At 40.3% G+C, this 12,599-nt stretch carries 8 protein-coding genes and 1 pseudogene; 4 read left to right on the forward strand and 5 right to left on the reverse strand.

Annotated features, from left to right (window positions below; genetic code table 11):
- The first annotated feature begins 1 nt into the window (after position 1).
- The 3 genes from BLS65_RS01320 to xseB all read left to right on the forward strand — a co-directional run bounded on the left by BLS65_RS01320 (position 2) and on the right by xseB (position 5,363).
- The gene (locus tag BLS65_RS01320; RefSeq protein ID WP_092434589.1) at positions 2–2,188 is read left to right on the forward strand and encodes a tetratricopeptide repeat protein; all 2,187 of its coding nucleotides are present in this window, start codon (positions 2–4) and stop codon (positions 2,186–2,188) included.
- Between the two features lie 183 nt (positions 2,189–2,371).
- Positions 2,372–5,152: a tetratricopeptide repeat-containing sensor histidine kinase gene (locus tag BLS65_RS01325; protein ID WP_092434592.1), complete on the forward strand. Its 2,781-nt coding sequence runs from the start codon at positions 2,372–2,374 to the stop codon at positions 5,150–5,152.
- A gap of 1 nt (position 5,153) precedes the next feature.
- Positions 5,154–5,363 (forward strand): exodeoxyribonuclease VII small subunit, encoded by a 210-nt coding sequence (gene xseB / locus BLS65_RS01330; protein ID WP_092434595.1) that lies wholly within the window; start codon positions 5,154–5,156, stop codon positions 5,361–5,363.
- Between the two features lie 63 nt (positions 5,364–5,426).
- Here the strand turns inward: xseB and aspA are convergent, their stop codons facing one another.
- The 4 genes and pseudogenes from aspA to BLS65_RS01345 all read right to left on the reverse strand — a co-directional run bounded on the left by aspA (position 5,427) and on the right by BLS65_RS01345 (position 9,171).
- On the reverse strand, positions 5,427–6,863 hold the full coding sequence (gene aspA, locus BLS65_RS01335) for an aspartate ammonia-lyase (protein WP_244500648.1): 1,437 nt from the start codon (positions 6,861–6,863) through the stop codon (positions 5,427–5,429).
- Between the two features lie 93 nt (positions 6,864–6,956).
- A pseudogene (locus BLS65_RS18705) lies at positions 6,957–7,289 on the reverse strand (cyclic nucleotide-binding domain-containing protein); the annotation flags it as partial.
- Between the two features lie 156 nt (positions 7,290–7,445).
- Entirely contained in the window at positions 7,446–8,285 is an 840-nt protein-coding gene (locus BLS65_RS01340) for a trypsin-like peptidase domain-containing protein (protein ID WP_092434601.1), read from the reverse strand.
- Between the two features lie 10 nt (positions 8,286–8,295).
- Positions 8,296–9,171 (reverse strand): hypothetical protein, encoded by an 876-nt coding sequence (locus tag BLS65_RS01345; RefSeq protein WP_139180942.1) that lies wholly within the window; start codon positions 9,169–9,171, stop codon positions 8,296–8,298.
- 57 nt (positions 9,172–9,228) lie between these two features.
- Here BLS65_RS01345 and BLS65_RS01350 point away from each other — a divergent pair, with 57 nt between their 5' ends.
- Positions 9,229–11,766, forward strand: coding sequence for an NACHT domain-containing protein (locus BLS65_RS01350; protein WP_170829961.1), 2,538 nt, complete (start codon positions 9,229–9,231; stop codon positions 11,764–11,766).
- Here the strand turns inward: BLS65_RS01350 and BLS65_RS01355 are convergent.
- The gene (locus BLS65_RS01355; protein WP_092434611.1) at positions 11,763–12,599 is read right to left on the reverse strand and encodes a hypothetical protein; all 837 of its coding nucleotides are present in this window, start codon (positions 12,597–12,599) and stop codon (positions 11,763–11,765) included. The two genes, BLS65_RS01350 and BLS65_RS01355, sit on opposite strands and share 4 nt — an antisense overlap.

Consider the following 12,599-nt stretch of genomic DNA (forward strand, 5'->3'; position numbering starts at 1 on the left):
GATGGCGGTTTATAAAAGAATTATACTCTTCATTATCGTTGCGCCCCTAGCCTGGCATGGGGCTGCACAACCATACGATAGCCTCTGGAATGCTAGAAATATAGTCAAAACTGGTAAAGATAAAGTTGCAACAAACATTGCCCTATCAAAAGCCTACTGGTATTTTGACTTGGATTCGAGTATATATTACGCAAACGAATCGCTTTTAGTGGCGGAGAAAGAAGGTGACGATGATCTTATTGGTGATGCTCAAAATGCCTTGGGAAATGCTTACTCTTCCAATGGAAGTTTAGATCGTGGTATTGATTTTTATCAAGCGGCACTTAAAACAAGAATGAGATTGGGGCTGAAGGCCAAAGCAGCAGCAACGCTAAGCAATCTTGCCAATACCTATAGTGATAAGAGAGACTTTTCGAATGCGATTGAATATTTTAAGAAATCAGCAATAATGGAAGGCGAAATTGGCGACCACTTAATTGAAGCTGAAACAATTAGTAAAATCGCCTCGGTATACTCAAAATTGAACGCACCCAGCAAAGCCCTTGAATATTACATAACGGCATTAAACATTCTGTATGCCAACAACCTCAATTCATACACCGGGGATATTCATTACAGTATAGGGAGTTTGCATAACAAAATGCTCAATTACGACCATGCTCTGGAGCACTACCAACGAGCATTAGGTGTATATACCACTAACTGCAACAAAGTGGATATCTCAACGGCACTGAATGCTATCGGCATCATTTATGATACAAAAGGAGATATGCCCAAGGCCTTGCAATATTATTCTCGTTCTTTAGAACTGGGGCGAGAGATGAAGGATAAAAACAGCCAAGCACTTGCGTTGAACAATCTAGGTTACCTCTTTGTGAAAACAAAACAATACGATAAAGCAACCACCCACTACTTCGAATCACTAAGGTTGTCAGAAGACATTAAAGACGACTATAGCATTGCCAATACAAAAAATAATCTAGCAAACGTATTTCTAAAAAAAGGACAATTCGATTTATGCTCTAGATTTGTAAAAGAGGCTCTTATTGGCGCCATTGAGCTAAAAGTTGTAGATATTGAGCAGGAAAGTTATGACATACTAGGCAATCTTAACGCGGAGACTGGTCAATTTAGAGAAGCATTTAATTACCAAAAAAAGGCGATGAGGCTGAAAGACAGCCTATACAACAAAGAGGCAAACCAAAAATTGCTTGAAATCCAAGCTACTTTTGATATGGAATCAAAAGAAGGTGAAATAAGTGTTCTTAAGAAGGATAACCAAATAAAAATACTTGAACTCGAGGGACAAAAGGTTAACCAGCAAGCCTTAGTGATTGGTATAATCTTACTAATTGCGTTAGGAGCTGCACTATTTAGTAATCTCCGAATGAAGAAAAAGAACAACCAACTGCTTACAATCACTAACGTTGGCATGGAACTCACCAATCAGAAACTTGTTGAATCAGAAAACAATCTACGACAACTAAACGCCACCAAGGATAAGTTCTTCTCCATAATTGCTCATGATTTAAAAAACCCTTTCAATGCACTGCTTGGGTTTAGCGAAATATTAGCAACAAGTGCCGAAGAAGAAAAGTTATCGGATGTAAAAGAGTATAGTAAGGCCGTAAACGACTCTGCTGAAAAGCTCTATCGATTAATTGATAATTTATTAGAGTGGTCACGAACACAAACAGGAAAAACACCATTCAATCCGTCATTATTTCATGTTAATCAGATCATTGCCGACGAGTTAGCCATTCAAAGCCAAAGTCTGAAGAAGAAGAATTTAAGCGCACAATTGCTAATGCAAGAGCATGTAACGGCATATGGTGACAAAACACTCGTTGGAACAGTCCTACGTAACCTTTTGAGCAATGCGATAAAATTCTCCTTACCCGGTGGTAAAATTTGGATTGCATCACGGGTTTTCAATAACCATATAGAAATTGCCATTACCGATAGTGGAATTGGAATTGCACCAGAACGGATACCCAACCTTTTTAACCTCGAATCATCGCAAAGCACACAGGGCACTTGGGATGAGAAAGGAACAGGATTAGGGCTACTAATCTGCAAAGAGTTTGCCACCAAGAATAATGGTGAAATTTGGGTTGAAAGCCAACTTGGGAAGGGAACAACATTCTATTTTACTGTCCCAATAAAACAGGAAGAAACGCAGTCGTGATTAGCACTCTAAAGGCAATTACGCTTCCGACCCAATGCTTAGGCAGACAGATTGATACTCAAAACGATTTTGGGACTCACTCCAACACGTTAAGCAAAAACAAAGCAAGAAACCGAAGAGACCTTCCGTTATCTCAGGCAAACTGGATGATATATCAGTAATAAGCGTTAGAATTAACAGAATATGACCAACATTAAATTATACTTAGGCATCACTTTTATCGCATTGCTTATTCTTTTTTCCATAGGGCAAGCTAATGCACAAGAAAACCGAAAAGACACACTCGACGCGTTTCTTTTTAGTTTTATGGATGCACCAAATCCCATTACTCCAGATTGCTCAAAGGAGGTGCTAAAAAAAATAAACTTCCAGTTGAAACGTGAAAAAAACATCACAATTGAAGAGCAGATAAAATTACTTGTAATAGGAGCAGAAGCTAATTTGAACCTCAAACGCACTCAAGAATCGGCAGAATTTATTAATAGGGCTGAGTCACTTGCCAGAAAACAAGGAAACAAAGAACTTATTGCAACTGTATCAATTCAACGCGGTGATTTTTTGCGAGTTATCATTGAAAAAGAAAAAGCACTCGATGCATATAAAGAGGCCATAGCAACAGCTCGTTCAGCCGGTGAGAAGTTCATTGAGGCAGAAGCCTACTTACACGTGGGATCACTATATCGCGCCGACGAAAACCATAAGCAAGCAATAGCCGCTTTAGAGCAAAGCATTGCTACAAGTAGGAAAAATAACTATTACACATTACTAATCAGCGTATTGTCCATACGCTCTGCGATCTTTCGCGATCTTTCGAAAAAATCAGAAGCACTCTCCGATATAGATGAGGCACTCTCAATAGCAAAAGCACAAAATAGCCCATACTTGGCGAGCATGCTAAATATCAAGGGAAGCATCCACTACCGTTTTGGCGAAATTGATCTTGGTTTAGAAAATTACAGGAAAGGTCTTTCTCAACTAAATTTGCAACCCTTTAAAGACGATCTCGAAGCAACGCTTCAAGAAAACATCGCCCTTTGTCTGAAGGAAAAATTGCAATACAACGAGGCAAAGCTAACTCTTGATTCGGCCTTAAACAGCCGAAAACAGTTGGCTGACACCAACGCATTGGCAAAAAATTACACGCAGCAGGGCAACGTATCCTTGCAAGCTGGAAAATATGCCGATGCTCTGGAATACTACCTACGATCCCTTGAATTAAGGCAACTGGCAGGTACATCAAGCGAAATTGCTTCAAGCCAAACAAGCATTGGCCTTCTTTACCGAAACCTAGGACTAAACACAAAGGCTATTAGCTATTTTAGCGATGCCCTCGATCAGCGGATGGCACATGGCTCTAACGTTGAGATAGGCGAAGCCAATACGCATATGGGAAATGCATACTTTGATATCAAAAATTACAATGATGCGCTCCATTACTATAAGGAAGCACATATTTACAGACAAAAAACAAAAGATAAAGCACTCGAAGCCCGATCGCTCAACAGTATTGCCACCGCCTATCAAGAAATGAAAAGTTATAATAAAGCAGAGGCATTCTACCTGGAGGCATTGGCAACAAATCCCACCACCGACATCAAAGGGCGCGCTATAATCCGCAACAATCTGGGGAATTTCTATCTTGCCATCAACAACAAAGAAAAAGCGTTGACAAATTTCAATAGCGCATTACAACTCCATAAGGCGTCACAAAACCTACTTGGGCAAGGACTTTCGCTTCGAAAAATAGGTGAGATATATCTTACACAAAAGGATTATAGCAAGGCAGATTCATGCTTACTGGCAAGCCTAAATATAGGTAAAACCATCAAAAATCTAGAGCATCTCAAAAACACTAACTTTGCGCTATACCGCCTTTACTTCGAGCAGAAGGATTATCCAAAAGCATTAAACTTCTATGTTGCCTATGCCCAAGAGCAAGATAGTATTGCCCAAACAAAATCATCAGAGGATCTAATAAACGCAAGGCTAAGCGTTGAAATGGAAAAAAAGAAAACCGAAATAACCCGTATCGAAAACGAAATAATCGTGCTTAGAAAAGAAGCTCAACTCCAAGAGTCGGAGAGCAAGCGACAATGGTATATCGTGACATTTCTCATTGCAACCTCTGTGCTGCTAATTATTTTGGGAAGTGTGTTTTACCGGGCATACCGCCTAAAGAAGCAAAAAGCCACCCTTCTCCAAGAAAAGTATACCATTACGAAGAATGCAAATGATCAACTTGAGAAGTCCGAAATAAGCCTTAAACGACTGAATGCCACAAAGGATAAGTTCTTTGCAATAATTGCCCATGACCTTAAAAGCCCCTTTAACGCGTTACTTGGACTGTCCGAATTATTAAAACAGCGAGCATCGGAATTAACACCCGATGACGTGCTTGAATACGGAAATGCCATTCATGCATCGTCAGCCAAACTATTTACCCTACTAGAGAATTTACTCCAATGGGCACGAACACAAACGGGAAAAATCCCATTCAATCCTACTGTTTTTGATCTCACAGAAATACTAACAAGCAATATTAGCATCCAAGAGTTAACAGCAAAAATCAAAAACATTACTATAAAATCCGATTCTAAAGAAAATTTCAAAGTTGAAGCAGACCTTGATATGGTAAATACCATACTTCGCAACCTCCTTACAAACGCAGTTAAGTTTACCCCTTCGGGAGGCCGTATAACCATTTCGACCGCTTCAGAAAACGATAGAGTGGCGATAAGCGTAACCGATACCGGAGCAGGAATGAGCCAAGAGGAGATGAACTTGCTATTTCGTTTAGACGTACACTATACCACCAAAGGAACTGAAAACGAATCGGGCACGGGGCTTGGCTTGATAATCTGCAAAGAATTCGTGGAACAAAATAACGGTGAAATAACCGTATCAAGTAAGGTTGGACAGGGCACAACCTTCACATTCACATTACCAATTCGAAAAACACTTTAATATGTCAACAAAAAAAGGTCTAACTTACAAGGAGGCAGTAGCCGAAATTGAGGAAATAATGGTCAAACTCGAAGGAGATGATCTCGACGTGGATGAGTTATCCAAGGATGTAAGCCGGGCGGCATTCCTTATAAAATACTGCAAAGACAAGCTACGTAACACAGAGGAAGAGGTAAATAAAATAATCGAATCGCTCGACGATGATAAATAGGTTAGACTTAAAGTAAAAAAGGCGTGCAAAAGCACGCCTTTTCTTATGCATTACATTGTGAGGCTACTGCTTAGTCATCTTTCGTGGCTTAATCATATTCTCCGGTGCAAGAACATTGTCTAGTTCTTCCTTCGACATGAGTTTCTTCTCCAGAACTAAATCGTATACGCTCCGGTTGGAAGTTAATGCCTCCTTGGCCAAAATGGTGCTAACCTCATAACCCAAGTATGGGTTAAGGGCGGTGACCAATCCAATACTGTTGTGAACCAACCAAAGACAGCGCTCTTCGTTTGCAGTTATGCCATCGATGCACCTATACTTCAAGGTCATCATTCCATTTTTCAACATCTCGATGGACTCGAACAAACTCTGAACAATTACGGGTTCCATGACGTTTAGCTCGAGCTGACCAGCCTCAGAGGCTAGAGTTACCGTGAGATCGTTTCCGATAACCTTAAAGGCAATCTGGTTTACGACCTCTGGGATTACAGGATTAACCTTTCCGGGCATAATGGACGAACCCGGTTGCATCGGCGGTAGGTTAATTTCATTAATACCGGTACGAGGGCCAGATGAGAGAAGGCGCAAGTCGTTACAAATTTTGCTCAACTTAACAGCCAACCTTTTTACAGCCGCCGAATACATAATGAACGCACCCGTATCTTGGGTAGCCTCTACCAAGTTTACAGAATTAACAATGGGCATCCCCGTAACTTTGCGAAGATGAGTAATAACCTTATCGGCATAGTCGGGATCGGAGTTAATACCAGTCCCAATTGCAGTTGCCCCCATATTAACCTCGAGGAAGAGTTTTACGTTTTGATCCAAACGTTCGATCTCTTCGGAAAGTGTTGCTGCATAAGCACCAAACTCTTGGCCTAAAGTCATAGGAACGGCATCTTGAAGTTGAGTTCTTCCCATTTTAATTACATGCGAAAACTCCTTAGCCTTTTTGTCAAACGACTCAATAAGCATCCGTAATACATCAGTCAACTTCTTATTGCTGTTGATCAAGGCAATCTTCACCGAAGTTGGATAAGCATCATTAGTCGATTGAGATAGGTTGACGTGATTGTTTGGATGGCAAAATTCATACTGCCCCTTCTCGTGCCCAAGTATTTCTAACGCACGATTGGCAATAACCTCATTGGCATTCATATTGGTGGAAGTTCCAGCTCCACCTTGGATCATATCTACAACAAAGTGATTATGGTATTTACCCTGAACAATCTCCTCACAAGCTGCACAGATAGCCTTAGTGACATCATCCTCCATTAAACCTAGCTCATTATTTGCTAGTGCAGCAGCATGTTTCACCATTGCCAAACCTTCAATTAGCGCTGGAAAGAAATTCAAGGTTACTCCGCTAATATTAAAATTCTCGATGGCCCTTAAAGTCTGAATACCATAGTAATATTCGAATGGAACGTTACGATCGCCAAGCAAATCATGCTCAGGACGGGTTTGTCCTGACTCATACTGAGCCGCCGATGAAGTCATCCGGGCATTGGCATTCCGCATCCTTCGTGATATGATTCGGGCGATGTTTGAGAATACTTTAAGAGCAGCAGCCGGATTCGCTGTAAAAAAATCACGATTGATGCTATAAACAATGGTTGGTTCAAGTGCGCGAGCAGTTGTAGAGTGAGGCGAATCGCTGGCCCAAGATCCTTCTCCCAGAAAGTCACCTTTGCCAAAATAGGCAAGACGGGTATCAACCCCGTAAGCATTTGATTTAAAAAGTTCTACTCTGCCGTTTGAAATAACAAAAACATCTTCTCTTGGTCCATTTTCACGAAACAAGAATTCACCTACCTTATAGGTTTTGTCAATAATTCGTTTCGACAGAGTAACAAACTCATCGTCCGAAAGACCTCTGAATAATTCGATCTCACGAACAAATTTCTCAACCAGTTTTATATCCATAGTAGTATCCTTATATGATTCGTTAATCACACAAAGGTAATGATCAAACTAAAACACTCCGTTCACAACAGAAAGTTATTCAACATATTTTAGATAATTCTGCAACAGATCAAAAAAAAGCCCTCCAAACTGGAGGGCTTAATAAATAGACCTTTGCTAGTGAACTTCCAGAACTATATTACTGGTTTTTTGCATTACGCTAACGTCCTCCTCCGTGCGCTGAAAGTAGCCAATCAGTGGTTCAGGAAGTATAGCAAAGGCCTGTAGACTATTTGATTGTTTGTAAATATTCTTGGATAATATCTTAAGTTGATTTTGATTAGCAATTAATACCTGAATAGGATCGATACTGTCCATCACAAATCGACCTTCAATTTGCTTGAGCATACCGATATTTTCATTGACTGACGTAACTAACCTCTGAAAATACTTTGCCGCAGCTGTAATCCGTCGATTCACAATTCCAACTACCATTCCAGTAGTTGGATCAATTACCGGTCCGCCCGAATTTCCGTAACCAAAATTACCATCCAACACTAAAGTCAGCCTATCAAATGCATTTCGAAGCGATGAGGTAACAAACACGCGCTTCATAACCTGACAGGGCAATCCCTCTTGATATCCAATATAAAGCAATTCACTGCCAATTGGAGCATTCACACAACTCGTGAACGTTAAACTAGGAACATGCGCAAAATCCGGTAGATCTAGGTTGAATACTGCATATCCCTCACGATTTCGTTGTAATCCAACCCCAAAATCAGCCACAAACTCTTTGTAAGGAATTTCCAACGAAGCCATTGGGCTATCGGGTGAATCGTTGCAAAACGAAATAACAACCTTCGCTGCTTTACTTACAAAAAATGCCTCTTCTGCGGTAACCAATGAATTATTAACCTTAAAACCGCTAAGGGTATCGGCAAGAACTCCTTTTTCGTTATAAAAGCGCAAAACGCATACAGAGTTGCGGCTTCGTTTCCAGGCTTCAGCAAACATAGTTTTAGGCTTAGGTGTTTATGAAATTGGCAAAATTAGGTCGAATAAAATCCGTAGACATCCTCGAAGCCTCTAAACGCCTCAATTGATTATCTACCTCACGGCGCAGGGTTGAGACCTGAGAAGGCAGCGTGTCTAACTCAGCAAAATAGGGCAGCACCACCATAAAATGATAAATGCCGCACCAATTCATTTCTGCAAACTTAACCTCGATAGGCTTTCCCGCTAACGTGTATGTTTTCACAAGAACAGTTTTGATCGGCACACCAGCGTTTATCAAAACAGTTAGGGTATCCTCGCCTTCAATTACAACAAAGTTGCGTTCCCACAAAAAGATTCCTTTCATAATGCAAAGAACATCCACAGCCTCTTCTGGTGATCCCAGCAGCGCTAAATCGCGGAAGCTAGGCAACACTACCTTGAGAGTTTGATCTAATCGGCTCCCCAACATTCTATTCACACTCACTCGCTCCTGTAATGGGTTTCCTTCAAGAAACGAATACAAATGTCGATGCTCGTTTACTAATTTACGATCCAGTTGATCGGCATATAGTTCATACAAAATATGATTATAGTTTTGCTGCCGATAAACAAATGACTTAAAAGAACTGGCCCAAGCACCCGGTAAAATAAAATCGTAAGATTGCTTCATTCTTATCACGACTGACGAAGAAGTGAATTTTCCTGAAAACAAATTTGTTCCAACGGATGCACCTATTCTTGCGTCTATGCTATTCGCAGCATGATTCCCAACCAGTCGTGAACACTGACTAAAAATCTCCTCATACCATGAATAAAAGCCCTTTTCCATAATGATTTTCGTCGATGCAAAAGTATTTCTACAAATGAATACAGCCAACTGGTCACGATGGTCATTTTTTTTCACTCAGCTTTTTCACAAATAACAGCTATCTTCGATGGGAATAACATCAACCAGAATTTCATGATTGATCGGCTCAAAACAAAAACAGAGGTAGTCTTTGGCAAAACCATAAAGACACAAAAAGATTGCACAACGCTATCCCTCCGAGTATTGGAGGCTACTGGCGAAGTTATCAGCCACAGCACCATACGGCGATGCTGGGGCCTTCTAAAAGCCAACACAAAGCCTTCATTATATACCCTAGATGTATTAAGCCGATACTGCGGATTAAAAACTTGGGCCGAATTTGTAAAACTAAATACCGAAAAATCGCCTATTGAAGACAACAATAAACAATGGACGACGTCCCTAAAGCGTTGCCTCGACGAAACAAAGGAAACAATCGACTATATAAGGCGACGATGTGGCATACAATATGAACTAGCAGCCGACCGACTACTGGCTACCGATCGATTAGATGTTTTTTTACGTTCGACATACACAGCAACAGCCATCATAGGTCCTGGAGGATATGGAAAATCAACACTATTGGCAAAGTGGGTAGAGAAACAAATTGCAAAAAACGCCGAAGAGGATTCCATAATTCTTTTTATAAGGGGCAATAAGCTAGAAAACAGCATAGGAGCAGGTAGCCAGTTAAAAAACTGGATCAACTATAGGATAACCGGAGATTCCATGGTTGATATATCCGATTTAGTTGCCCACAATAAGAATTCCAAACGATCGATTCTAATCATAATAGATGGGTTGGACGAAATAAACTTACCGGAAAACAGATGCACCATCCTAGCAGACCAACTCTCCGAATTTGTAAGTTCTTATTCAGCCACAGGACTAAAGTTGATAGTTTCTTCAAGAAATTCAACGTGGGAAAAATACTATATCCCTCAACTACAGCATGAACAGACATCAAACAAAGAATGGTTAGGATCTTGGACGTCTAACAACGGTAAATCGCTCACCAACATCCCACCTCTCTCAAGGATGGAAATTCAGGAGATACTCAACCATACCATAAATGGTGGCAAGACAAAAAAAATATTAGTAGACGACTTAGAGATTAACCTACGTCAAGCAATATCTTACCCATACTATTTACAATTATTTATCAGTACAGGAGGGTATAGTGATACAGAATTGAGTATTGGAACCCTCGACCTGATGGACATGTTCCTCAAGAGTCAAATATACAACTCTCCATTAGCCGACGAAAAATTAGATATTCTTAACGCTATTCTCGAGAGCCAAGAATATGGCATACTCAAGAACACAACCTATAAGACAGAGATAAAAAAACGATACCCGATTCACTTAAAAACTGCTGGAAAATACTTTGATGCATACCACGACCTCATTTCGTTTGGTATAATTACCGAGGAGATTGTTGAGAGTAAATACAAAACATTAAACACTGCAATTCGCATTGCAAATGAAAACTTAAGAAGTGCATTAATTGTCAGACACCTTATCGAAACGAATAAAGGAATAGATTTTCCGCTATTCCAAAATATCGACAACACTTACTCTGAGGGGGAAACTAAGGTCATGATTATTGCCAATCTTTTCCACGAAGCCTACCTAACCCGTAACGCTATCGCACTAATCCCCTTTTTTAGTTTAAAACAGGAGACCATACGATCGGTTATCGAGCAAGGTCAAGTAGGAATTTCCCTTCGTAAAGATCAATTCATGCGCAACAAGCTAATCCCCGAATACGCCAAAAACACCATAGCCCAAGACCTTTTGTTCGAAAATTTTGTCGACATCGACTACTTAACCATTTCATATAGCCACTGGCTTAAAGAATATCTAAAGCACAAAAAAGATAAGGAGTCCGAAATATTTGCATATTCATTGCTTGCCTTAAGTTCCTTATACCAACTCGACCGGCCACGATCCGACTACTACATAAACGAGATAAAAAAGATTAGCCCTAGCTTAAAGATGAAACCAACCACGATTGCTCGATGGCTTAGTGTTCAGATTCTACATTCCTATCTTACAGCAGGAACCATTGACAGCGAACTTATAACAGCAGTGCAACGGTTTCAAAAGGAACTTAATAAAGCAAAAGGAACAAAGCACAGCACCATTCATGGAGAGTTCGAAACAATAATCTCAACAGCACTTCTCTTTTGCAAAGAGTACGAATTTGCTTCAAAAGTTCTTTCGGCAGGAGAGAAAAAAGAATTCCAATACGACAAAAATATCATTAGCGGAATAACACCCGAATATGCAGTATTAAAAGTATTTGCCGATTATGGAAAAAAAGAGTCAGTTGAAATAAGCAAAATAATTTCCATTGAGAACAATCTAGACTCAATAAATGGCACTGACAGTCTAAGCACAAAGGCACTAGCATACAGCCTAGTAGGCGGCTTCTATTTCCACCAGAATAAAACCCAAAAGTTCAACAATTACTTCCAAACAGCACTCGAACTGGTTACTTTTTGCCAAAACAAGTATCTCGAGGTTAAATTATTAAAACAACTATCTAGCCTATTAAGGCAACTTGACGAGACAGGATCGGCTGATCAATGCGAAATTTATGCCAAAGGAATGGCTGAAAACTCAGGATTCATTTATTCTAAATTCTAGCCTCGATGAAACGCCAAAAGTTTCTCCATCGGATACTGAATAGTTTGTTCCAGCACAACACCATGAGTCTCTACAGCTCTTTGTATTACATCTTGAAATTCAAAACCGATGGAACCCACAACCCCAATATTTTTGCGTTTGTATGTTGCACATAGTGGATTTACCACAAAAAGAAAAAACTGATCAAAGGCTTTAAAAACGAGATCATCCACAAACGAATGACCTCTGTGCTTTATGAGAAACGGCACAAACGACGCTAGGTATCCAGCTGGTGACGAAGAGTGATACAAATCAAACAACAACTGTTTATTATCGCATGTCTCTTTGAAATCGTCAACTAAATCAGCCGGCATATGATTATAGAAATAGGCCTTTAGTAGCCGCTTACCCAAAAAAGAGCCACTACCTTCATCTCCCAAAATATATCCGAGAGATGGTGCCACAGCCACCACTTTTCCCTTACAAAAATAGCAACACGAGGCACCTGTCCCAAGAATTGATGCAATCCCCTCCCCCATTCCATATAAAGCGATTCCGGCTGCCACAAGATCGGATTCAACAGTAATATCAACTTTGGGAAAATAGAGATTAAGAGCTCCATTTACTATTCCCGCTCCGTGCGAACCCAAACATCCCGAACCATAGAAGTAGAGTGAGTTTAGATCATACTCAACCGGCATATTCGCTTTTATAGTACGAATCTCATGCAGCATAACATCAGTAGAGGTAGAGTTTGGGTTAAGCCCAATCGTAAAAAATTCCGCAACTTGCTGACCTTTCTCAAGAAAAACCCAATGAGCCTTAGTGGAACCACTATCTACAACTCCTATCAT

The sequence above is a fragment of the Williamwhitmania taraxaci genome (assembly GCF_900096565.1).
Taxonomy (GTDB): Bacteria; Bacteroidota; Bacteroidia; order Bacteroidales; family Williamwhitmaniaceae; genus Williamwhitmania; species Williamwhitmania taraxaci.

Excerpts from the sequence above, each read along its gene's own strand:
- BLS65_RS01325 (WP_092434592.1), top strand. The coding sequence starts at position 2,372 with ATGACCAACATTAAATTATACTTAGGCATCACTTTTATCGCATTGCTT.
- BLS65_RS01350 (WP_170829961.1), top strand. The coding sequence starts at position 9,229 with ATGATTGATCGGCTCAAAACAAAAACAGAGGTAGTCTTTGGCAAAACC.
- BLS65_RS01340 (WP_092434601.1), bottom strand. The coding sequence starts at position 8,285 with ATGTTTGCTGAAGCCTGGAAACGAAGCCGCAACTCTGTATGCGTTTTG.
- xseB (WP_092434595.1), top strand. The coding sequence starts at position 5,154 with ATGTCAACAAAAAAAGGTCTAACTTACAAGGAGGCAGTAGCCGAAATT.
- aspA (WP_244500648.1), bottom strand. The coding sequence starts at position 6,863 with ATGACTTCATCGGCGGCTCAGTATGAGTCAGGACAAACCCGTCCTGAG.
- BLS65_RS01320 (WP_092434589.1), top strand. The coding sequence starts at position 2 with ATGGCGGTTTATAAAAGAATTATACTCTTCATTATCGTTGCGCCCCTA.
- BLS65_RS01355 (WP_092434611.1), bottom strand. The coding sequence starts at position 12,599 with ATGATAGGAGTTGTAGATAGTGGTTCCACTAAGGCTCATTGGGTTTTT.